Here is a 22013-nt window from a genome sequence, read left to right as displayed (position 1 = left end):
TGTAGCGCAAGCATCAGGTGCTGCGGTTGGTAAAGCTGTGCAAGGCCTTTTCGATGCATTGAGCGGTTTTGCCGAACGCCTGCACGGTGGTTTCCGAGAACGGGCCGCCGCCCTGGTCCGCGACGATCAGCATCACCACGCGGCCGTTGCAACTCAAAGAGCGCAACAGCAAGTGCTCGCCGGTGAACAAGCGACGCAGGACCGGCGGTAGCAAGGCCGAGAACTGCGCATGGTTGTCGGGGCTGAGCCGCACCTGTGCGGATTTTTCCAGCAGGCGTTGCAGCAATGTGCTGTTGATTACATCCAGGCTCAGGTGCGCGGCGTCCTTAGGCAACCCGTCGGCCTGATGCACGCGCAAGGTACTCAAGGCGCGATCGGCCATGAACAGCAAAACCCGCTGCATACCGCTGGCTACCAAGGCGTTCTTGGCGCAGGTGGTCAAGTGCATGGCATTGGCGAAGCGATTTGGCTCGACCAGCAGCTCGGTGCAGTGCTTGCGCCATACAGCCAGGGACTCGGCGGTGGGCGGCGGCGCCGGCAGCAGTCCGCGATGGACCTTCTGCACATGCCACGGCCAGATCAGCGACAGCGCCGGGTGCCAGAGATCAGGCATCAAGGTGGTGCGGGCGCTGGTCACAGCTTGCTGGTGCACCTGCTGTTGCACGTCACTCAATGGCACCTGCAGGTAGAGGGCGGTCAGGTATTGCCAACGCTCGGTGTGCGGGCAGGTCCAGGATTCCTGGGCCGACATCGCCAGGCCGTTAGCCAGCAGCACGGTGTTGGCCGGCTGGTTCAGCCAGCGGCGCAGGTTGGGCTCGGCATCGAGCAGTTGCTGGTGGCGCAGGGCATCGTCTTCGCGGGCAATGTGCAGCGCCTTGACCAGCAAACGCTGCTCCGCCAGCAGCAGCTTGTAGCCCTGTGACACCCAGATCGGCAGGTGCCAGGCGTGGGTCAACTCCAGGCAAAGGTCGAGCAAGCGCACGCCGAACAATTCTTGCTCGACCTGGCGCGCCGACTGGCCTTTATGGATCACCCGCAGCTCCCATTCCTCCAGGAGCTTGGGGAAGGCGACGGCCATCGGCCACAGCGGTGACAGAAACAGCAGGCTGCCCCAGTGGATGTCCTGCCACAACCGCGCCAAGCGGCTGCCGAACAAACCGTTGGCTTGCTGGGACGCGTGCTGGCTCACCAGTAGCAATTGGCGCAACGCAACGGGGATTTCCTGGGCTGGCACCGAGGGCAGGCGCGCCAGCAGTTCCTCGGCACGCTCGAGGCCGAGGCGGTTAAGCGCCACTTCGAGGTTTTCCGCGGGTTCGGCCAGGCTGCCATGGGTTTGACTGTTGGCTTCGCGCATGACGCTGAGCACCAAGGCCGGACTGTCTTGCATCAGCTCGGCAATATCTCGCAATGAACTGCGACTATCGCGAATGGCCTTGCACACGCGTTCATGGCTGGCCTGGGGCACGGGCAGCAACACATCGTCCAGGCACTTGATCCAAGCGGCGAGGGTGGTGGGTTTTGCATTGGATACGGTCGTTTCGTTTGCCATGATTGGGGCGCGATCATCACTTGCGTTTAACACGCCCGGAACGGGCCGAATTGGCTTTTCGCCTTAACGGGCTATAGTCTGGCGCAGTTTTGCCGATAAGTAGAACAAGAGTTTTCCGCAACACCCAATATGTCCATGAACCCGACGGCGCAAGTACCCATCTCCTATGGCTAAAATTATCGGCATCATTGTCGTCATCGCAAGTGTGCTCGGAGGGTACGTCCTCTCCCACGGTAAAATCGCCGCGTTGATTCAACCTTTCGAAGTGCTGATTATCGGCGGCGCGGCGTTTGGCGCATTCTTGCAGGCCAACCCCGGCTACATGACCATGCATGTGATCAAGAAGTCGCTGGGCATGTTCAGTTCGCGCTTCTCACACACCTTCTATCTGGAAGTGCTGGGGCTGGTCTACGAGATCCTCAACAAGAGCCGCCGTGAAGGCATGATGGCGATCGAAGGCGATATCGAAGACGCCGCCGCCAGCCCGATTTTCGCCAAGTACCCGGCGGTGCTCAAAGACGAGCGCATGACCGCCTATATCTGTGATTACCTGCGCATCATGTCCTCCGGCAATATGGCGCCCCACGAGCTGGAAGGCCTGTTCGACATGGAGTTGTTCAGCCTCAAGGAAGAGCTGGAGCATCCGTCCCACGCCGTGACCGGCATCGCCGACGGCATGCCTGGCTTTGGTATTGTCGCGGCCGTACTGGGTATCGTGGTGACCATGGCCTCCCTTGGCGAGGGCGACCAGGCAGCCATCGGCATGCACGTCGGCGCGGCGCTGGTGGGGACCTTCTTCGGTATTCTTGCGGCCTATGGTTTCTTTGGGCCGCTTGCCACATCCCTGGCCCACGATGCCAAGGAAGAGGTCAACCTCTATGAAGCGATCAAGGCATGCCTGGTAGCGTCCGCGTCGGGCATGCCGCCGTCGCTGGCCGTGGAGTTCGGGCGCAAGGTGCTCTACCCGAAGCATCGCCCAAGTTTCTCCGAGCTGGAACAAGCGGTTCGCGGTCGCTAAGCCATGGAAAACAACCAGCCAATCATCATCAAGCGCGTCAAGCGCTTCGCTGCGGGGCACCATGGTGGTGCCTGGAAAATCGCCTTCGCAGACTTCGCCACGGCAATGATGGCGTTCTTTCTGGTGCTGTGGCTGATGTCTACCGCCACGCCGGAGCAGAAAATCGCCATCGCCGGTTACTTCAAAGACCCGATTGGCTTTTCCGAAAGCGGCACGCCCTTCGTGATCGACTTGGGCGGCTCTCCGCAGTTGGCGCCTGAACGCACCATCAACCCGGAAGTGCAGACCGAATCGCCGCAGGAAAAAATCCCGATCGAGCGCGATACGGTTGAAACCATGGCCGAGCAGGTCGAGCAGGAGCGCCTGGAGCTGTTGCTGCAGGAATTGCAGAATAAGGTTCAGGAAAATCCGCAGCTGCTGAAGTTCAAGGACCAGATTTCCTTCGAGATCACGCCCGAGGGGCTGCGCATCCAGATTACCGACGCCGCCAACCGGCCGATGTTCGACTCCGGCAGCGCGCGCTTGAAACCGTACTTTGAAGACATCCTGCTGGCCATGGCCGACACCATCAAGGCGGTGCCGAACAAGATCAGCATCAGCGGCCATACCGATGCCAAGCCTTACGCGGGCCAGGGCGACTTCGGCAACTGGGAACTCTCGGCCAACCGCGCCAACGCCGCCCGCCGTGCGCTGGTGGCCGGCAGCTATCCAGACCCGCAAGTGGCACGGGTGGTGGGCTTTGCCTCATCGCAGTTATTTGATCCCAAAGACCCGTTCAACCCGGTCAACCGCCGTATCGATATCGTGGTGCTGACCAAAAAAGCCCAGCGTGCGATTGAAGGCGATCAACCACCGCCACCGGTACCGACTCAGGGCGATGGTGCCCCTGGCGAAGTGCCGGCCGACCCCAACGCACTGCCGCCTGAGCAGGAACCACTGCCGGCTCATGAGTTGCGGCAGAAGCTGAACCTGTTTGATGATGGCGGGATGAAGGATCCTACGGTGCCTGCGCCGGCCTCCTAAGCTCCAGATACAACAAGGCCGCGATGATCGCGGCCTTGTTGTATCTACCGTTTCACTGTAGGAGCGAGCTTGCTCGCGAAAAACGTCAACGATAACGTGTGTATTCAGGATGCCCGTGTTGCTCTTGGGGTCTTCGCGAGCAAGCTCGCTCCTACAGAGGCTGGCGGTTTAGTAGCTGCTCTCAGGCAAGCTCGCAATAATCGACCGATAGCTGTTCATCCGCTGCTGTTGCACGCGGCCATCTTCCAGGGCCTTGAGCAATGCACAGCCCGGTTCGCGGTCGTGTTTGCAGTCGCGGAAGCGGCAGGTGCCGATCAGGTCGTTGAACTCGATAAAGCCCGCTTCCACATCGCTGCGGCTGACGTGGCCGAGGCCGAATTCACGGATGCCCGGGGAGTCGATCAATTCGCCGCCGCCGGGAAAGTGGAACAACCGCGCGGTAGTGGTGGTGTGAGTGCCCTGGCCGGACAGTTCCGACAGTGGGCCGACGCGGGTGTCGACTTCCGGCAACAGGCTGTTGACCAGCGATGACTTGCCCACGCCAGACTGGCCGACAAACACGCTGATGCGCCCGTCCAACTGCTGTTGCAGTTGTTCCATGCCGTTGCCGTGATGGGCCGACACTTCCAGCACCGGGTAGCCCAGGGTGCGATAGACCGCCAGCAACGCATTGAGCGCCGGGGCGTTCTGCTCGTCGATCAGGTCGAATTTGTTCAACAGCAACAGCGGGCGGATGCCGGCGTGTTCGGCCGCGACCAGATAGCGGTCGATCAGGTTGGCATGGGGCTCGGGCAGCGGCGCGAACACGATCACGATCATGTCGACGTTGGCGGCTACCGGCTTGAGCTGGCCACGGCTGTCGGGGCGGCGCAGTTCGGTGCTGCGTGGCAATTGGGCGACGATCACGCCGATGCCCTGGTTGCCGGCACGCCACACGACTTTGTCGCCGGTGACCAGCGCAGGCAGGTTGGCGCGCAGGTGGCAACGGGATACTGAGCCTGCGAGCTCGCCTTCCAGCGCCTCGACCTCGACCTGCACACCGAAGTGCGCGATCACCAGGCCGGTTTGTTCTGGGCCTAGGTCGCCGCCCTCGAGTGCTTCCACGGCGGAGGATTCACGTTTGGCGGCGCGTGCGGCGCGTTCACCTTGAATCTTTTCGATGCGCCAGTTTTGGCGACGATTGAGCTGGCGTTTGGCCATTGGTGTTCCGTGTCGATAATGCAAAGGTTAGGTAAAACGGTCGCGAGTCTAGCACGCCCCCGCCTGCTAAACTGCCTGGCTACGCCAAGGTGCCAAGAGAATCAAGCCATGCAAAACCCACAGAACCTGATTTGGATCGATCTGGAAATGACCGGTCTGAACCCTGACACCGACGTCATTATCGAGATGGCGACCATTGTCACCGACAGCAACCTCAACACCTTGGCCGAAGGTCCGGTGATCGCTATCCACCATAGCGACGCCGTGCTCGCCACCATGGACGAGTGGAACACCCGCACCCACGGTAACTCCGGCCTGACCCAACGCGTGCGCGACAGCCGCATCAGCATGGCCGAAGCCGAAGCTGAAACCATCGCCTTCCTGGAAAAGTGGGTACCCAAGGGCAAGTCGCCGATCTGCGGCAACAGCATCTGCCAGGACAGACGCTTCCTTTATACGCATATGAAGGCACTGGAGAGCTACTTCCACTATCGCAACCTCGACGTGTCGACGTTGAAAGAGCTGGCTGCGCGTTGGGCGCCGGAGGTCAAGGACAGCTTCCATAAAGGCAGCACGCACCTGGCGCTGGATGATATTCGCGAGTCGATTGCCGAGTTGCAGCATTACCGCAAGCATTTCATCAAGGCTTGAAAACTGGGCGACTGCTGAACATGTGGGAGGGGGCTTGCTCCCGATGGCGGTGTGCCAGCCCCAGATGCATTGACTGACACTCCCTCATCGGGGCATGGGTATCTACACAACTTCTGGTGCGCCGCCGGCCCATGTGGGAGGGGGCTTGCCCCCGATGGCGGCCTCACAGCCGACCAGGATGTTCGGTTGGATCGAGTACATATCCATTGTTTAGTTGACGGCCGCTATTGGTTCCGCCCTTACGGAGGGTCACTTTCGAAAAGCGCGAAAGTAACCAAGATCAAGAGCGGCTCGCTTCGCATCGTGGTTACTGACGGTCGCATGTCAGAGTTGTGTAGATACCCATGCTCATCGGGGGCAAGCCCCTTCCCACACTTGAATGGGTTTGCAAATCCAAGTGTTGGAGAGCGTTTGCCCCCTTTTGGTGCCATCAGCAAATGATTAGACTGCCGGCCTCTCTGCAAGGATCGCCATCATGTTGCTGATGCTCTACCTCATCGCCATCACGGCCGAAGCCATGACTGGCGCGTTGTCTGCCGGTCGGCGTGGCATGGACTGGTTTGGCGTGGTGCTGATCGCCTGTGTGACGGCCTTGGGCGGTGGTTCGGTGCGCGATGTATTACTTGGTCACTACCCGCTGACGTGGGTAAAACACCCGGAATATCTGGTGCTCACCTCCGTCGCGGCGCTGGTGACGATTTTTATCGCACCGCTGATGCGCCGCCTGCGCTCGCTGTTTTTGGCGTTGGACGCCTTGGGCTTGGTGGCATTTACCCTGATTGGCTGCATGACCGCCCTGGAAATGGGCCACGGCATGTTGGTGGCGTCGGTCAGTGGGGTGATCACCGGTGTCTTCGGCGGTATTCTGCGGGATATCTTCTGCAACGACATCCCGCTGATCTTCCGCCGCGAGCTGTACGCCAGCGTGTCATTCCTGGCCGCGTGGTTCTATCTGCTGTGTCTTTATCTGGAACTGCCGAGTGAGCAGGCAATTCTGCTGACGTTGTTCAGCGGCTTTCTATTGCGCCTGCTGGCGATCCGTTTTCACTGGGAAATGCCCAAGTTCGTCTACAACGATGACGTTCACTGACGACCAGCGTGTTGCTTGAGCGCCCATTCCACATGCTCGCGCACCAACTCCGACGGGTAATCCCGCCGCGCCTTCAAGGCTTCCAGCACCGGTATGCTCGACGGCGCATTACCCAGGCCTACCGCCAGGTTGCGCAACCAGCGCTCGTACCCGGCACGGCGCAAGGGTGAACCTTCGGTACTGCTGAGAAATTTATCCTCGTCCCACATGAACAGTTCGGCAAGTTCCGCGTTATCCAGATTGTGCCGTGGCTTGAAATCGCTTTCGGCGGTAGGTCGGGCGAAACGATTCCACGGGCAAACGATCTGACAGTCATCGCAGCCAAATACGCGGTTACCGATCAGTGGGCGCAGGTCCTCGGGGATGGCGCTCTTGAGTTCGATGGTCAGGTAGGAAATGCAGCGCCGGGCGTCCAGCACGTAAGGGCCGACGAAGGCATTGGTGGGGCAGATGTCCAGGCAGGCGGTGCAGCGGCCACAGTGTTCGGTGACATGGGGCGGGTCCAGCGGCAGCGGCAGATCCACAAACAGTTCGCTCAAGAAGAAATAACTGCCGGCCTTGCGGTTGAGTACCAAGGTGTTTTTACCGATCCAACCCAGTCCGGCTTGTTCGGCGATAGCTTTTTCCAATACGGGGGCGCTGTCGACAAAGGCGCGAAAACCGAAGGGGCCGATCTGTGCCTGGATGCGATCGGCCAATTGCTGCACGCGCTTGCGGATCAGCTTGTGGTAGTCGCGGCCCAGGGCGTAGCGCGAGATGTAGGCTTTTTCCGGCTTGGCCAGCAGTTGTGCCATCTGGGTATCGCCGGGCAGGTAGTCCATGCGCAGCGACACCACGCGCAAGGTGCCGGGCACCAGCTCGTCGGGGTGTGAACGTTTGCTGCCGTGGGCGCCCATGTAGTCCATCTCGCCGTGGTAGCCCGCGTCGAGCCAGCGTTGCAGGTGCTGTTCATGCTCAGCCAGGTCGAGGCCGCTGATGCCGACTTGTTGGAAGCCCAGCTCGCGGCCCCAGTCTTTGATCGATTGGGCGAGGGCGGGCAGATCGGAGGTAATAGCAGGCATGAGACACAGGAAACCACGGGTTAGATGCGTATAATTCTGCCAGACATCGGAGCTTGAAGACGCATGCCTCAGACAAAACACCAAATAACCGACGTTCAGCCCCTGTTGCCCGGCCATTTGCCGCAACTGGCTGCGCGTTCCCCGGATGCCCATAAAGGCCAGTTCGGCCATGTATTAGTCATCGGTGGCGACCGCGGCTTTGGTGGCGCGGCGTTACTGAGTACCGAAAGTGCCCTGCGCGGCGGTGCCGGCATGGTGTCCCTGGCGACCCGCCCTGAGCATGTGCCGGCGGCGCTGGCACGGCTGCCGGAAGTGATGACGGTGGGCGTCAGCTCTGCGAACCAGTTGATGAGCCTGCTGGAAAAAATCTCGGTCATCGTGATTGGCCCTGGCTTGGGCGCTGCCGCGTGGGGCAAAAGCCTGCTGTCCGTGGCGGCCAATGCCCAGCAGCCGCAGGTCTGGGATGCTGACGCCTTGAATCAGCTGGCCACAGGCAGCGTCAGCCTTCCTGCCAATAGCGTGATCACCCCGCATCCAGGTGAAGCAGCGCGGTTGTTGGGCATCTCGACAGCCGAGGTTCAGGCAGACCGCCTTAAGGTGGCGCGCGCGTTGAGCGAGAAATTCAATGCGGTGGCTATCCTCAAGGGTGCCGGCAGTTTGATTGCTAGCCCGGACGGACGTGTTTCCCGCTGTGATCAAGGCCATCCGGCCATGGCGACGGCTGGGCTTGGTGATGTCTTGGCCGGCCTGGTCGGCGCGTTATTGGCCCAGGGCATGCCCGCCTATGAGGCAAGTTGCCTGGCGGTATGGTTGCACGCCACGGCGGGAGATCGCCAAGGCAGTTTTGGTCGCGGCCTGGCTGCCAGCGACCTGATACCTGCCATTCGTCAATTGCTGGAGGAGCAGTCACCGTGCCTGAATTAGTGCTTTCCTTGGCGAATGAAGACGCCATGGTTGCGTTCGGTCAACGCATCTCGCAGGTCACCGCCGGGGCAGGATTGATTTTTCTCGAGGGTGACCTTGGGGCCGGCAAGACCACACTGTCGCGAGGAATTATTCGCGGTCTGGGCCATACGGGCGCGGTGAAAAGCCCGACGTTCACTTTGGTAGAGCCTTACGAGATCGGTGACGTGCGTGCCTTCCACTTCGACCTCTATCGCCTGGTAGACCCCGAAGAGCTCGAATTCATGGGTATCCGTGATTATTTCGACGAAGATGCGCTATGCCTGATCGAATGGCCAGATAAAGGCACAGGCTTTTTGCCAAAGCCAGACATGACCATTACCATTACGCCGCATGAGCACGGACGTCAGCTGAAGTTGTTGCCCCAGAGCGAGCGCGCTAAAGCGTGGTGCGCCACTCTGGCATTGGAATTCAAATAAAATTGGTGGGGTTAGGTATGCGCTTTCGCGCGTTGGTTGCTGTCGTGGGGGTGTTGCTTGCGGCAATGACTGTCAATGCTCTGGCTGCTTCACAGGTAAAGAGTGTTCGCCTGTGGCGAGCGCCGGATAACACGCGACTGGTGTTCGACCTGTCTGGCCCGGTCCAGCACAGTGTCTTTACCCTGACGGCACCTGATCGCCTGGTGATAGACATCAATGGTGCCAGTCTGGCCGCGCCGCTGAAGGTTTCTACCGCCAACACGCCAATTACCGCCATGCGCTCGGCCCAGCGTACGCCGACCGACCTGCGCGTGGTCATCGACCTGAAAAAGGCCGTGACCCCCAAAAGTTTTTCGCTGGCACCCAACGCCCAATACGGCAACCGCCTGGTGGTCGACCTGTTCGACAACCCTGCCGACGCCGCACCGCCGCCTGCGCCGACGCCAAGCGTGGCGACGGTACCGGCGGTGCCGGTCAACCCCTCGCAACCCCAGGTCAAGCTGCCACCTCCGCCGCCCGCACCGGCTGGCAAGCGCGACATCATCGTGGTGATCGACGCCGGCCACGGTGGCGAAGACCCGGGTGCCTCCGGCTCCCGTGGCCAGCATGAGAAGGACGTGGTACTGGCGATCGCCCGCGAGCTGCAGCGCCAGATCAACGGCATGAAGGGCTACCGTGCCGAGCTGACGCGCACCGGTGACTACTTCATTCCTTTGCGTGGCCGTACCGAAATCGCCCGTAAGAAGGGTGCTGACCTGTTCGTGTCGATCCATGCCGACGCCGCCCCGTCCACTGCCGCCTTTGGTGCTTCGGTGTTTGCCCTGTCGGATCGCGGCGCCACCTCCGAGACCGCCCGCTGGCTGGCCGACAGTGAAAACCGTTCCGACTTGATCGGCGGGGCCGGCAACGTGTCCCTCGACGATAAGGACAAGATGCTCGCCGGCGTGCTGCTCGACCTGTCGATGACCGCCTCGCTGACCTCCAGCCTGAACGTCGGCCAGAAAGTCCTGAGCAACATCGGTCGCGTGACCTCGCTGCACAAACAGCGCGTGGAGCAGGCCGGGTTCATGGTGTTGAAGTCGCCGGATATCCCGTCGATCCTGGTGGAAACCGGGTTTATCTCCAACGCCAACGAGGCGTCGAAGCTGGCCAGCGCCAGCCATCAGCAGGCGTTGGCACGCTCGATCAGCGCCGGCGTGCGCCAGTTCTTCCAGCAGAACCCGCCGCCGGGCACCTATATCGCCTGGCTGCGCGACTCCGGCAAGATCGCCCAGGGCCCGCGGGACCATCGCGTGCAGCCCGGTGACACCGTTGCCATGCTGGCAGTACGTTTCCAGGTCACGCCTGCGGCCTTGCGCAGCGCCAATAACCTGAAAACCGATGAGTTGAAGATCGGCCAGGTGTTGACCATTCCCGGCACTGAATTGGCGGCACAGTAATGAGCGAGTCCATTTTGAATAGCGGCTCGCGCATCGAATTACTCAGCCCGCGCCTGGCGAACCAGATTGCCGCAGGTGAGGTGGTTGAACGCCCGGCTTCGGTGATCAAGGAGTTGCTGGAAAACAGCATCGACTCCGGCGCCAAGCGCATCGATGTCGACGTGGAGCAGGGCGGGGTCAAGCTGCTGCGGGTGCGTGATGACGGCAGCGGCATCTCCGCCGACGACCTGCCGCTGGCCCTGGCCCGTCACGCCACCAGCAAGATCCGCGACCTGGAAGACCTGGAGCGCGTCATGAGCCTGGGCTTTCGTGGTGAGGCCCTGGCCTCTATCAGCTCCGTGGCCCGCCTGACCTTGACCTCACGCACCCGCAGTGCCGAGCAAGCCTGGCAAGTGGAAACCGAAGGCCGCGACATGGCGCCTCGGGTTCAGCCGGCTGCGCACCCGGTGGGCACGTCGGTAGAAGTACGCGACCTATTTTTCAATACCCCGGCACGGCGCAAATTCCTCAAGGCCGAGAAAACCGAATTCGACCACCTGCAGGAAGTCATCAAGCGCCTGGCCCTGGCCCGCTTCGATGTGGCGTTTCATCTGCGCCACAACGGCAAGACCATCCTCAGCCTGCACGAAGCCCACGACGACGCCGCCCGCGCTCGCCGGGTGGCGGCAGTGTGCGGTAGCGGGTTCCTGGAGCAGGCACTGCCGATTGAGATCGAACGCAATGGCCTGAGGCTGTGGGGCTGGGTCGGTTTGCCGACGTTTTCTCGTAGCCAGGCCGACTTGCAGTATTTCTTTGTGAACGGCCGTGCGGTACGCGACAAGCTGGTGGCCCACGCGGTACGCCAGGCTTACCGCGACGTGCTGTTCAACGGGCGGCACCCGACGTTTGTGCTGTTCTTTGAGGTCGACCCGTCGGTGGTCGACGTCAACGTGCACCCGACCAAGCACGAAGTGCGCTTCCGTGACGGGCGCATGGTGCATGACTTCCTGTATGGCACGCTGCACCGCGCCTTGGGCGATGTGCGTCCGGATGACCAACTGTCAGCGCCGATTGTCACTGCCGTGGTACGGCCAACTGGCCCGGAAGCCGGTGAGTTTGGCCCCCAGGGGGAAATGAGCCTGGCGGCCAACCTGCTGCAATCGCCGCAGTCGCAACCGACCTACACGGCGCCGAACTCGGGTGCCGGTGCGGGCTATCAGTATCAATATACGCCGCGTCCGCAATCGACTGTGCCGGTGGCCGAGGCCCAGGCCGCTTACCGTGAGTTTTTCGCGCCGCTGCCGGGTGCCGAGCCGGGTGCGGCTACGTCGCTGCCCGAAGGCGGCGGTGATATTCCGCCACTGGGCTATGCCCTGGCGCAGCTCAAGGGCATCTACATTCTTGCGGAAAATGCCCATGGCCTGGTGCTGGTGGACATGCACGCCGCCCACGAACGAATCATGTACGAGCGCCTGAAGATTGCCATGGCCAGCGAAGGCCTCAGCGGCCAGCCGCTGCTGGTGCCGGAGTCCCTGGCGGTGAGCCAGCGCGAGGCCGATTGCGCCGAAGAGCATCACAGTGTGTTCCAGAAACTTGGCTTCGAATTGCAGCGCCTGGGCCCGGAAACCCTGGCGATCCGTCAGATTCCCGCATTGCTCAAGCAGGCCGAGGCCAACCGCCTGGTGGCCGACGTGCTGGCAGACCTGATGGAATACGGCACCAGTGACCGTATCCAGGCGCATATCAATGAGCTGCTTGGCACCATGGCCTGCCACGGTGCCATACGCGCCAATCGCCGCCTGGCCCTGCCGGAAATGAACGGCCTGCTGCGTGACATGGAAAACACCGAGCGCAGCGGCCAATGCAACCATGGCCGACCGACCTGGACCCAGATGGGCCTGGACGATCTGGACAAACTCTTCCTGCGCGGCCGTTGATGAGTGCCTTGCCCCCCGCAATCTTCCTGATGGGCCCCACGGCCGCCGGCAAGACCGACCTGGCCATCGAGCTGACCAAGGTGTTGCCCTGCGAGCTGATCAGCGTTGACTCTGCCCTGGTTTACCGGGACATGGACATTGGTACCGCTAAGCCGTCGAAAGCGTTGTTGGCCCAGTATCCGCACCGTTTGATCGACATCATCGACCCGGCCGAGAGCTATTCGGCCGCGGATTTTCGTACCGACGCCCTGGCGGCCATGGCTGAGATCACCGCGCGGGGCAATATTCCGCTGCTGGTGGGCGGTACGATGCTCTACTACAAGGCTTTGCAGGAAGGCCTGGCCGATATGCCACCCGCTGACGCCCAAGTGCGCGCCGAACTCGAAGAAGAGGCTGCACGCCTCGGCTGGCAAGCCTTGCACGATCAATTGGCGGCGGTGGATCCGGTGTCGGCGGCGCGCATTCACCCCAATGACCCCCAGCGTCTCACCCGTGCCTTGGAAGTCTGGCGCGTGAGTGGCCGGACCATGACTGAACACCGGCTGAAACAAAGTGCGCAAAGTGCTGATGCAGGCGCATCTGGACAGTCACAATTGCCCTATACTGTGGCGAACCTGGCCATCGCTCCGGCAAATCGCCAGGTGCTGCATGAACGAATTGCACAAAGATTCACAATTATGTTGGAACAGGGGTTTGTGGAGGAGGTCGTAGCACTGCGTTCAAGAGGTGACTTGCATCCCGGGTTGCCTTCGATACGCGCTGTAGGCTACCGCCAAGTCTGGGATCATCTGGATGGCAAGCTGACGTCAGCCGAAATGCAGGAGCGCGGCATCATTGCCACGCGCCAATTGGCGAAGCGCCAGTTCACCTGGCTGCGCAGCTGGAGCGAATTGCACTGGTTGGACAGCCTGGACAGCGACAATCTGTCACGCGCCTTGAAATACTTGGGAACGGTCTCCATATTGAGCTGAGTCCTTGCAATTGCCGTCTATCCTTGGGGGTGTGGCGGCCATAAGCTATCTATTTTCCGATTTTTTATTATTGATCCTTAAAGGAGTGCGGCACATGTCAAAAGGGCATTCGCTACAAGACCCTTACTTGAATACTTTACGTAAAGAGAAAGTGGGGGTTTCCATCTATCTGGTCAACGGTATCAAGCTGCAAGGTACGATCGAGTCGTTCGACCAGTTCGTGATCCTGCTGAAAAACACCGTCAGCCAGATGGTCTACAAGCACGCTATCTCGACAGTCGTTCCAGTTCGTCCAATCCGTCTGCCTAGCGCAGCAGGTGACGAACAGGGTGACGCTGAGCCAGGTAACGCCTGATAGGAGTCTCCTTTGTTCTTTGAGCGCCACGGTGGTGGTGAGCGAGTAATCCTCGTTCACTTGGATGGACAGGACCCTGAGGCGCGCGAAGATCCGCAGGAGTTTCAGGAGTTGGCAAATTCGGCCGGCGCCGAGACCGTTGCGTTTTTTAACGTGCCGCGTCATCGGCCAACCGCCAAATACCTGATTGGCAGCGGCAAGGTCGAGGAATTGCGCGACCTGGTTCATGCCGAAGAAGCCGATCTGGTGATCTTCAATCACATTCTCACGCCCAGTCAGGAGCGTAACCTCGAACGTGTTTTCGAGTGTCGCGTGATTGACCGTACCGGCCTGATTCTCGATATTTTTGCCCAGCGCGCCCGTACCCATGAAGGCAAGCTCCAGGTCGAACTGGCCCAGCTTGACCACATGAGCACCCGCCTGGTTCGCGGCTGGACTCACCTTGAGCGCCAGGGTGGCGGTATCGGTATGCGTGGCCCGGGTGAAACCCAGCTGGAAACCGACCGACGTTTGCTGCGGGTTCGCCTGCGCCAGATCAAGGGCCGCCTGGAGAAAGTGCGCAGCCAGCGCGAGCAATCGCGACGTGGCCGTACCCGCGCGGATATCCCGACCGTTTCCCTGGTGGGCTATACCAATGCCGGTAAATCCACGCTGTTCAACAACGTGACGAAATCGGACGTGTATGCGGCCGACCAACTGTTCGCAACCCTCGACCCGACCCTGCGCCGCCTGGATATCGACGACCTGGGGCCGATTGTCCTGGCCGATACAGTGGGCTTCATCCGTCACTTGCCCCACAAGCTGGTCGAGGCCTTTCGGTCTACGCTTGAAGAGTCGAGCAATTCCGACCTGCTCTTGCACGTGATCGATGCGGCCGAACCGGATCGCATGCTGCAAATTGAGCAGGTCATGGTGGTGCTGGGCGAGATTGGTGCCCAGGACTTGCCGATCCTCGAGGTCTATAACAAACTCGATTTGCTTGAAGGCGTTGAGCCACAGATCCAGCGCGACGAAAACGGCAAGCCCCAACGGGTTTGGTTGTCGGCGCGTGATGGCAGTGGCCTGGAGCTGCTTGAACAAGCCATTGCCGAATTGCTCGGCAGCGATTTGTTCGTCGGTACCTTGCGCTTGCCTCAGCGTTTTGCTCGACTGCGTGCACAGTTTTTCGAGTTGGGCGCGGTACAGAAAGAAGAACACGACGAAGAAGGTGTCAGCTTGCTGGCCGTTCGATTGCCGCGCTCGGAACTCAATCGGCTGGTCAGTCGCGAGGGTGTTGTACCGGCAGAGTTCATCGAACAACACACTTTGCAATAAAAGCCTCCTAAAGCGGTTGTGCCGCGGTAGCAGGCATTCTGTAGCATTGGTCGGCGCGCCGTGGGTGCGTCTTTGCTTTATCAGATGGAGAGCGCTATGGCTTGGAATGAGCCGGGTGGCAACTCGAATAATCAGGATCCTTGGGGTGGTAAGCGCCGCAATAATGGCGACCGCAAGGGGCCACCGGATCTCGACGAGGCCTTCCGAAAGCTGCAGGAAAGCCTGAATGGGTTGTTCGGTGGTGGAAAAAAACGTGGTGGTGACGACGGCGGTCGCACAAGCAAGGGCGGTGGCTATGGCCTGTTGGGCCTGGGTCTTGTCGTGCTGGCGGCCGTGTGGCTCTACAGTGCGGTATACGTCGTGGACGAGCAGGAGCAGGCCGTGGTGCTGCGCTTCGGCAAGTACTACGAGACCGTCGGCCCGGGCCTGAATATCTATTTCCCGCCGATCGACAAGAAGTACATGGAGAACGTCACGCGTGAGCGGGCGTACACCAAGCAGGGCCAGATGCTGACGGAAGACGAGAACATCGTCGAAGTGCCGCTGACCGTGCAGTACAAGATCAGCAACCTGCAGGACTTCGTGCTGAATGTCGACCAGCCCGAAATCAGCCTGCAACACGCAACCGAAAGTGCCCTGCGCCACGTGGTGGGTTCCACCGCCATGGACCAGGTGCTCACCGAAGGTCGTGAATTGATGGCCAGTGAAATCAAGGAGCGGCTGCAACGCTTCCTCGATACCTATCGCACCGGTATCACCGTCACCCAGGTAAACGTACAGAGCGCAGCGGCACCGCGTGAAGTGCAGGAAGCCTTTGATGATGTGATCCGCGCCCGTGAAGACGAGCAGCGTTCGCGCAACCAGGCTGAAACCTACGCCAACGGCGTCGTGCCGGAAGCCCGCGGCCAGGCCCAGCGCATCATCGAGGATGCCAACGGCTACCGCGATGAGGTGGTCTCCCGTGCCAAGGGTGAGGCAGATCGCTTTACCAAGCTGGTGGCCGAGTACCGCAAGGCGCCGGAAGTTACCCGCGAGCGTCTGTACCTGGACACCATGCAGGAAGTCTTCAGCAACACCAGCAAGGTTCTCGTGACTGGCAGCAAGGGTGGGCAGAACAATCTGCTGTACCTGCCGCTGGACAAGATGATCGAAGGTGGTCGTAGTGGCACCAGCGCACCGTCTACCGGTTCCAATGCCGCTGCCAACGAAGCGAGCGCCCGTGCGGCCGCTGACTTGCTGCAACAGCAAACACGTACCAGGGAGAGTCGTTGATGAGCAATAAATCGCTGACCGCCCTGATTGTGGGTGTCGTCGTGGTCATCGCTGCCTGGAACTGCTTCTACATCGTGGCTCAGACCGAGCGTGCGGTGCTGCTGCAATTCGGTCGTGTGGTCCAGGCGGATGTCCAGCCGGGCCTGCATGTGAAAGTCCCCTACGTCAACCAGGTGCGTAAGTTCGATGCCCGCCTGATGACCCTGGATGCACCGACACAGCGCTTCCTGACCCTGGAAAAGAAAGCCGTAATGGTTGACGCCTACGCCAAGTGGCGCGTCAAGGATGCCGAGCGCTTCTACACCGCGACCTCCGGCCTCAAGCAGATTGCTGACGAGCGTCTTTCGCGTCGTCTGGAGTCGGGCCTGCGTGACCAGTTTGGTAAGCGCACCCTGCACGAGGTGGTATCCGGTGAGCGGGATGCGCTGATGGCTGACATCACACGTTCGCTGAACACCATGGCGGAAAAAGAGCTGGGTATCGAAGTGGTCGATGTCCGGGTCAAGGCCATTGACCTGCCCAAGGAAGTCAACCGCAGCGTGTTCGAGCGCATGAGCACCGAGCGTGAGCGCGAGGCCCGTGAGCACCGTGCCAAGGGTAACGAGCTGGCAGAGGGGATCCGTGCGGATGCCGACCGTCAGCGCCGTGTCCTGCTGGCAGAAGCCTATCGCGAGTCTGAAGAGGCACGTGGTGATGGTGATGCCCAAGCCGCGGCGATCTACGCCAAGGCCTACGGCCAGGACCAGGAGTTCTACGCGTTCTACCGTAGCCTGCGCGCCTACCGTGAAAGCTTCGCGAACAAAACCGACGTCATGGTGCTGGACCCAAGCAGCGACTTTTTCCGCTACCTGGAAAAGTCCAAGTAACCAGCCTGTAATTCTGTAGGACGCACTCCGTCGGGCGGCTAAAATGCCTGGCGGGGTGCTCCTTTCAGAAAACGGGTGTATGATGCGGCAGCCGGGAAATTCCCGGCTTTTTTGCGTCTGCATGTTTGATTCGGCAGGCGTGACAGGTTTTTCGAGGAAAGTGCCCGACGAGGCCGGTTACAGGCCATTCGTCACGTCGCTCTTGCGCGTGGTTTATGCAGGGGGCGGGTATTTTCTGCTTCACTCAAGGTTCGGCCGAGGGCTGGCCGCCCGGATCAAAGGGGAATGGCGTAATGGCAACGGTAGACCGCTGGCTGCTGCCAGATGGCATCGAAGAAGTACTGCCACCAGAAGCTGCGCGCATTGAAATAGCGCGTCGCCAGGTGTTGGATCTGTTCCAGAGCTGGGGTTACGAGTTTGTCGTGACTCCCCATATCGAGTACCTGGAATCCCTGCTGACCGGCGCGGGCCAGGACCTGGATCTGCGCACCTTCAAGGTCATCGATCCGCAATCGGGCCGGCAGATGGGGTTTCGTGCCGACATCACGCCGCAAGTGGCGCGCATCGATGCGCACACGCTGCGCCGCGAAGGTCCAAGCCGCCTGTGCTACGCCGGCAGCGTGCTACATGCCCAGCCGCGTGCCTTGTCGTCTTCCCGTAGCCCGATCCAGTTGGGCGCCGAGTTGTACGGCGATGCCAGCCCGAGCAGCGATGTTGAAGTGATCAGCCTGATGCTGGCCATGCTGCAACTGGCGGATGTGCCGGATGTCCACATGGACCTGGGGCACGTCGGTATCTACCGCGGCCTGGCCCGTGCGGCCGGGTTGTCCGGCGAAGTAGAGCAGCAACTGTTCGATGCCCTGCAACGCAAGGCCATCGATGAAGTGATTGCGCTGACCGAGGGTGTGCCGGCTGAATTGGCCGACATGCTGCGGGCGCTGGTGGACCTGTGCGGCGGCCGTGAAGTGCTGGTGGCTGCGCGTGAGCGCCTGGCCAAGGCGCCGGCGCCAGTATTGGCGGCGCTGGATGACGTGCTGGCAATCGCCGAGCGCCTGTCGGCGCGGTTCCCGCAGCTGCCGCTGTATTTTGATCTTGGCGAATTGCGTGGCTATCACTACCACACCGGCGTGGTGTTCGCGGTATTTGTCCCGGGTGTTGGCCAAGCCATCGCCCAGGGTGGTCGTTATGACGATATCGGCGCTGACTTCGGTCGTGCGCGTCCGGCCACTGGTTTCTCCACCGATTTGAAAACCCTGGTGACCCTGGGGCGTGCTGAGGTCGAGCTGCCGTCTGGTGGCATCTGGATGCCCGACAGTACGGACGCGGCACTCTGGCAGCAGGTTTGCCAGTTGCGCAGTGAGGGTCAGCGTGTCGTCCAGGCCTTGCCTGGGCAGCCATTGGCCGCCGCCCGTGAAGCGGACTGCGACCGGCAATTGATTCAGCAGAACGGGCTTTGGCAAGTATCGCCACTGGCTTCTTGAGTTTTCCTGCCGGCCATCGCCGGCACCAAGTTTGCGCGAATGAGGACAAGTGTTATGGGTAAGAATGTCGTAGTCCTGGGCACCCAATGGGGTGATGAGGGCAAAGGCAAGATCGTTGATCTGCTGACCGAACATGCTGCCGCCGTAGTGCGCTACCAAGGTGGCCACAACGCTGGCCACACCCTGGTCATCGATGGCGAAAAAACCGTCTTGCACCTGATCCCGTCGGGCGTACTGCGCGAAGGTGTGCAGTGCCTGATCGGCAACGGCGTGGTGGTCGCACCTGATGCCCTGCTACGCGAGATCATCAAGTTGGAAGAGAAAGGCGTGCCGGTGCGTGAGCGTCTACGTATCAGCCCGTCCTGCCCGCTGATCCTGTCCTTCCACGTTGCGCTGGACCAGGCCCGTGAAAAGGCCCGTGGCGAGCTGAAGATCGGTACTACCGGTCGCGGTATCGGCCCGGCCTACGAAGACAAGGTTGCCCGTCGTGGCCTGCGTGTAGGCGACCTGCTCAACATGCCGCGCTTTGAAGACAAGCTGCGTGAACTGGTGGATTACCACAACTTCATGCTGGTGGGTTACTACAAAGAGCCGGCCATCGAGTTCGAAAAGACTCTGGCCGAGTGCAAGGAATACGCTGAACTGCTCAAGCCGCTGATGCTGGACGTGACCGCCGAGCTGCATGACCTGCGTCGCGCCGGCAAAGACATCATGTTCGAAGGCGCCCAGGGTTCGCTGCTGGACATCGACCACGGTACCTACCCGTACGTCACCAGCTCCAACACCACCGCTGGCGGCGTCGCCACAGGTTCAGGCGTTGGCCCGATGTTCCTGGACTACATCCTGGGCATCACCAAGGCCTACACCACCCGTGTCGGTTCGGGTCCATTCCCGACTGAGCTGTTCGACGACGTCGGTGCACACCTGGCCAAGCAAGGTCACGAGTTCGGCGCAACCACCGGCCGTGCTCGCCGTTGTGGCTGGTTCGACGCCGTTATCCTGCGTCGCGCTATCGATGTGAACAGCATCTCGGGCATCTGCCTGACCAAGCTGGACGTCCTCGACGGTCTGGAAACCATCAACATCTGCATCGGCTACAAAGATGCACAAGGCAACGATGTCGCTCCGACCGACGCCGACAGCTACATAGGCCTGCAGCCTGTGTACGAAGAAGTGCCGGGCTGGAGCGAATCGACCGTGGGTGCCAAGACCCTGGAAGAACTGCCAGCCAACGCTCGGGCCTACATCAAGCGTGTTGAAGCGTTGATCGGCGCACCGATCGACATTATTTCGACGGGCCCGGACCGCAACGAGACCATCGTGCTGCGTCACCCGTTCGCTTAATAAGCTGTTGATGTAAAAAGCAAAGGGCTCCTTCGGGAGCCCTTTGTCGTATCTGCAGGCCAGGCGGCACGACCCTTGCTATGTTTCTCTCTTTCGCGGTGCTATCAATTTAATGGCACCCGTGGTGGAGGGATTCCCGATGTCTGCCGTTCTCTCATTGTTACAAAGCCGGCTGTTGCGGCCGGTCTTCGTTACCCTTGGTATCGCTCTTTTGGTGCAAGTGCTGGTCGCCGTCGCTCTGACCCGGAGCACGGTCACTGCACTGGAGGCCGATTTGGGCAATCGCCTGGGTATCGACAGCCAGAAGCTGTCTGGCGAATTGGCCCAGGCGGGCAAGGAAGTCACCTCCAGCCTGGACAGCCTGTCTACCAGCACCCGCCAGCGTCTGACGGCCGGGCTATCTACGCGTTTGCAGGAAGAACAGAAGCAGCTGCGTGCGACCCTGGAAAAAGACCTGCAGGACTCCGCCAATGATATGGCGCAGTTGTTGGCTTCCGTGGCCCCTCGCGCCATGTGGGACAGTGATGTGCCGACGCTGTCGGAGTTCGCCCGGCGTGCCCAGCGCAATCCCAACGTATTGTTTGTGGTTTACGACGATGCGGCGGGGGAGCACCTGACCCGTTATTTGAATCGTGAAAACCCAATCAACCAGGCCCTGCTGGCAAAGGGCGCAGGTGAACGTGCCCTGGATAAGGTTTTGGACGCGGCGAAGACAGATCCTTCTGTGTATTACGTCGAAGCGTCCATCAGCCCCAACGGCGTGGAAATCGGCAAGGTGCGCATGGGGGTGTCGACCGCTGCGGTCGAGGCTGATCTACAGGCATTGGATAAGCGCTTTGCCGCGCTGATCGCCAGTGGCGATCAATTGGTAGGCGACAGCCTCAAGGGCGCTGCGGCTGATAGTGCCGCCGCCATGGGCGCAAGGTTGCAATCGGCACAAGCCACTGCCACCCAGATGACCGCCAACACCGCCAGTGCCGTGCAGGAAGCTGCGGGCACCCTGCGCTGGCGTATCGGCATGGGCCTGGCCTTGGTGGGGCTTGGCGTATTGCTGCTGATCGCCATCGTACTCGGTCGGCGCGTGGTCAACCGCTTGAAGCTGCTGATCGCGGCCATGGATGACTTGGCGGCAGGCGAGGGCGATCTCACCAAGCGCGTGCAGATCAACAGCAAGGACGAAATCGGTGACATGGCCTCGGCGGTCAATCGCTTTGTGGATAAGTTGCAACCCATCGTGCGCGAAGCAGGCGATGTGGCCCAGCGCACCGGCGTTGAAATCGGTGCAATGACGTTGCGCAATGCTGGCGCGGATGCTGCCGCTGGCTTGCAGCGTGACGAAGTGGCGGAGAGTTTGCGCGCACTCTCGCAAATGGCCGACGAGGCCCAGGCCGAAAGCCATGCGATGCAGGCGGCGTTGCAACAGGTGGTGGATATTCGCCAGGCCACGGATGAAAACTCGCGCACTTCCGCCGAAGTCGGCAACTTGATCGAAGCGTTGGCAGGACAGGTCCAGGCCGGTTCCCAGGTCATCGAGCGTCTGGCCCAGCAAAGCGAGCAGATCGAAGTCGTGCTGACTGTGATCCACGGCATCGCCGAGCAAACCAACCTGCTGGCCCTTAACGCGGCCATCGAAGCGGCACGGGCCGGCGAGACCGGTCGCGGCTTTGCCGTGGTGGCGGACGAAGTGCGGGCGCTGGCCAGCAAGACCCAAAGCTCCACCGGTGATATCCAGGCGCATATCGTGGCGTTGCAACAGGGCGCGCGTGAGGCGGTGGAAACCATCGGCAAGGCTGGGCGCCAGGCCAATGAAGGCTTGCTGGTGCTGCGTGACAGCGTGCGCTTGCAGCAGACGGTACAGGCGTCAGTGGAACAGGTGCACGCGGCCATTGGCCTGGCGACGCGTGCAGCCGAGCATCAGGCCCAGGGCGCCCATGCGGTGCGTGGGCGGGTCGAGGTGATCCATGCCCAGGCCGAACGTGCGGCACAGGCGGTGGTGGAGACGACGGCAAGTGGCAAGGTGCTGGATGGGTTGGCGGCGCAGTTGAAGGCGAGCCTGGGGCAATTCAGGGCTTAGCGTCGCC

Annotated in this window: 18 protein-coding genes and 2 pseudogenes; 17 read left to right on the top strand and 3 right to left on the bottom strand. The window is 61.0% G+C overall.

What is annotated here, in order from left to right; genetic code table 11:
• Positions 1-13 precede the first annotated feature (13 nt).
• Positions 14-1549: an HDOD domain-containing protein gene (locus NMB39_RS26230; RefSeq protein WP_057023434.1), complete on the bottom strand. Its 1536-nt coding sequence runs from the start codon at positions 1547-1549 to the stop codon at positions 14-16.
• Positions 1550-1715: 166 nt separating this feature from the next.
• Between NMB39_RS26230 and motA the strand changes: the two genes are divergently transcribed.
• Positions 1716-2567 carry a flagellar motor stator protein MotA gene (motA, locus tag NMB39_RS26225; RefSeq protein WP_043047893.1) on the top strand — a complete coding sequence of 284 codons (852 nt, stop codon included), beginning with the start codon at positions 1716-1718 and terminating at the stop codon, positions 2565-2567.
• A gap of 3 nt (positions 2568-2570) precedes the next feature.
• Positions 2571-3590 (top strand): flagellar motor protein MotB, encoded by a 1020-nt coding sequence (gene motB, locus NMB39_RS26220; protein WP_494339874.1) that lies wholly within the window; start codon positions 2571-2573, stop codon positions 3588-3590.
• Between the two features lie 168 nt (positions 3591-3758).
• Here motB and rsgA read toward each other — a convergent pair whose 3' ends face one another.
• Positions 3759-4790 (bottom strand): small ribosomal subunit biogenesis GTPase RsgA, encoded by a 1032-nt coding sequence (rsgA, locus tag NMB39_RS26215; RefSeq protein ID WP_005784215.1) that lies wholly within the window; start codon positions 4788-4790, stop codon positions 3759-3761.
• A gap of 108 nt (positions 4791-4898) precedes the next feature.
• Here rsgA and orn point away from each other — a divergent pair, with 108 nt between their 5' ends.
• Both orn and NMB39_RS26205 read left to right on the top strand, forming a co-directional pair.
• A complete protein-coding gene (gene orn / locus NMB39_RS26210; RefSeq protein WP_010213620.1) occupies positions 4899-5441 on the top strand; it encodes an oligoribonuclease in 543 nt (180 codons plus the stop codon).
• 472 nt (positions 5442-5913) lie between these two features.
• Positions 5914-6531, top strand: a complete 618-nt coding sequence (locus NMB39_RS26205; protein ID WP_172833454.1) for a trimeric intracellular cation channel family protein — start codon at positions 5914-5916, stop codon at positions 6529-6531.
• Here the strand turns inward: NMB39_RS26205 and queG are convergent.
• Entirely contained in the window at positions 6525-7592 is a 1068-nt protein-coding gene (queG, locus tag NMB39_RS26200) for a tRNA epoxyqueuosine(34) reductase QueG (protein ID WP_057023432.1), read from the bottom strand. The two genes, NMB39_RS26205 and queG, sit on opposite strands and share 7 nt — an antisense overlap.
• 63 nt (positions 7593-7655) lie before the next feature.
• Between queG and NMB39_RS26195 the strand changes: the two genes are divergently transcribed.
• From NMB39_RS26195 to NMB39_RS26135, 13 genes and pseudogenes are all read left to right on the top strand, one after another.
• Positions 7656-8516: an NAD(P)H-hydrate dehydratase gene (locus NMB39_RS26195; RefSeq protein ID WP_306956924.1), complete on the top strand. Its 861-nt coding sequence runs from the start codon at positions 7656-7658 to the stop codon at positions 8514-8516.
• A 26-nt stretch (positions 8517-8542) separates the two neighbouring features.
• Positions 8543-8974 carry a tRNA (adenosine(37)-N6)-threonylcarbamoyltransferase complex ATPase subunit type 1 TsaE gene (tsaE, locus tag NMB39_RS26190; protein ID WP_225924143.1) on the top strand — a complete coding sequence of 144 codons (432 nt, stop codon included), beginning with the start codon at positions 8543-8545 and terminating at the stop codon, positions 8972-8974.
• A 17-nt stretch (positions 8975-8991) separates the two neighbouring features.
• Positions 8992-10413 (top strand): N-acetylmuramoyl-L-alanine amidase, encoded by a 1422-nt coding sequence (locus NMB39_RS26185; RefSeq protein ID WP_057010734.1) that lies wholly within the window; start codon positions 8992-8994, stop codon positions 10411-10413.
• The gene (gene mutL / locus NMB39_RS26180) at positions 10413-12329 is read left to right on the top strand and encodes a DNA mismatch repair endonuclease MutL (RefSeq protein WP_370881227.1); all 1917 of its coding nucleotides are present in this window, start codon (positions 10413-10415) and stop codon (positions 12327-12329) included. The genes NMB39_RS26185 and mutL overlap by 1 nt, the downstream gene beginning before the upstream one ends.
• Complete coding sequence (gene miaA / locus NMB39_RS26175; RefSeq protein ID WP_198719908.1) at positions 12329-13300, top strand: tRNA (adenosine(37)-N6)-dimethylallyltransferase MiaA; 972 nt, start codon at positions 12329-12331, stop codon at positions 13298-13300. The genes mutL and miaA overlap by 1 nt, the downstream gene beginning before the upstream one ends.
• Before the next feature lie 94 nt (positions 13301-13394).
• Complete coding sequence (gene hfq / locus NMB39_RS26170) at positions 13395-13655, top strand: RNA chaperone Hfq (RefSeq protein WP_003188059.1); 261 nt, start codon at positions 13395-13397, stop codon at positions 13653-13655.
• Positions 13656-13667: 12 nt separating this feature from the next.
• The gene (gene hflX / locus NMB39_RS26165) at positions 13668-14969 is read left to right on the top strand and encodes a ribosome rescue GTPase HflX (RefSeq protein ID WP_043047876.1); all 1302 of its coding nucleotides are present in this window, start codon (positions 13668-13670) and stop codon (positions 14967-14969) included.
• Positions 14970-15065: 96 nt separating this feature from the next.
• Positions 15066-16241: an FtsH protease activity modulator HflK gene (gene hflK / locus NMB39_RS26160; protein ID WP_043047874.1), complete on the top strand. Its 1176-nt coding sequence runs from the start codon at positions 15066-15068 to the stop codon at positions 16239-16241.
• Positions 16241-17107, top strand: coding sequence for a protease modulator HflC (gene hflC, locus NMB39_RS26155; protein ID WP_010213607.1), 867 nt, complete (start codon positions 16241-16243; stop codon positions 17105-17107). The genes hflK and hflC overlap by 1 nt, the downstream gene beginning before the upstream one ends.
• A 293-nt stretch (positions 17108-17400) precedes the next feature.
• Positions 17401-18588, top strand: a complete 1188-nt coding sequence (locus NMB39_RS26150; protein WP_198719907.1) for an ATP phosphoribosyltransferase regulatory subunit — start codon at positions 17401-17403, stop codon at positions 18586-18588.
• Between the two features lie 54 nt (positions 18589-18642).
• Positions 18643-19932, top strand: coding sequence for an adenylosuccinate synthase (locus tag NMB39_RS26145; RefSeq protein WP_198719906.1), 1290 nt, complete (start codon positions 18643-18645; stop codon positions 19930-19932).
• 112 nt (positions 19933-20044) lie between these two features.
• Positions 20045-21100, top strand: a pseudogene (locus NMB39_RS26140) (methyl-accepting chemotaxis protein); the annotation flags it as partial.
• A 390-nt stretch (positions 21101-21490) separates the two neighbouring features.
• Positions 21491-22006 (top strand): annotated as a pseudogene (locus tag NMB39_RS26135) (methyl-accepting chemotaxis protein); the annotation flags it as partial.
• Positions 22007-22013 lie beyond the last annotated feature (7 nt).

The organism is Pseudomonas sp. FBCC-B545, from assembly GCF_059134095.1.
The sequence above is the reverse complement of the archived record's forward strand: the minus strand, read 5'-3'. Positions and strand labels throughout refer to the sequence as shown.

Coding starts and splice junctions, on each gene's coding strand:
- NMB39_RS26230 (WP_057023434.1), bottom strand. CDS start 1,549: ATGGCAAACGAAACGACCGTATCCAATGCAAAACCCACCACCCTCGCC.
- motA (WP_043047893.1), top strand. CDS start 1,716: ATGGCTAAAATTATCGGCATCATTGTCGTCATCGCAAGTGTGCTCGGA.
- motB (WP_494339874.1), top strand. CDS start 2,571: ATGGAAAACAACCAGCCAATCATCATCAAGCGCGTCAAGCGCTTCGCT.
- rsgA (WP_005784215.1), bottom strand. CDS start 4,790: ATGGCCAAACGCCAGCTCAATCGTCGCCAAAACTGGCGCATCGAAAAG.
- orn (WP_010213620.1), top strand. CDS start 4,899: ATGCAAAACCCACAGAACCTGATTTGGATCGATCTGGAAATGACCGGT.
- queG (WP_057023432.1), bottom strand. CDS start 7,592: ATGCCTGCTATTACCTCCGATCTGCCCGCCCTCGCCCAATCGATCAAA.
- NMB39_RS26195 (WP_306956924.1), top strand. CDS start 7,656: ATGCCTCAGACAAAACACCAAATAACCGACGTTCAGCCCCTGTTGCCC.
- tsaE (WP_225924143.1), top strand. CDS start 8,543: ATGGTTGCGTTCGGTCAACGCATCTCGCAGGTCACCGCCGGGGCAGGA.
- NMB39_RS26185 (WP_057010734.1), top strand. CDS start 8,992: ATGCGCTTTCGCGCGTTGGTTGCTGTCGTGGGGGTGTTGCTTGCGGCA.
- mutL (WP_370881227.1), top strand. CDS start 10,413: ATGAGCGAGTCCATTTTGAATAGCGGCTCGCGCATCGAATTACTCAGC.
- miaA (WP_198719908.1), top strand. CDS start 12,329: ATGAGTGCCTTGCCCCCCGCAATCTTCCTGATGGGCCCCACGGCCGCC.
- hfq (WP_003188059.1), top strand. CDS start 13,395: ATGTCAAAAGGGCATTCGCTACAAGACCCTTACTTGAATACTTTACGT.
- hflK (WP_043047874.1), top strand. CDS start 15,066: ATGGCTTGGAATGAGCCGGGTGGCAACTCGAATAATCAGGATCCTTGG.
- hflC (WP_010213607.1), top strand. CDS start 16,241: ATGAGCAATAAATCGCTGACCGCCCTGATTGTGGGTGTCGTCGTGGTC.
- NMB39_RS26150 (WP_198719907.1), top strand. CDS start 17,401: ATGGCAACGGTAGACCGCTGGCTGCTGCCAGATGGCATCGAAGAAGTA.
- NMB39_RS26145 (WP_198719906.1), top strand. CDS start 18,643: ATGGGTAAGAATGTCGTAGTCCTGGGCACCCAATGGGGTGATGAGGGC.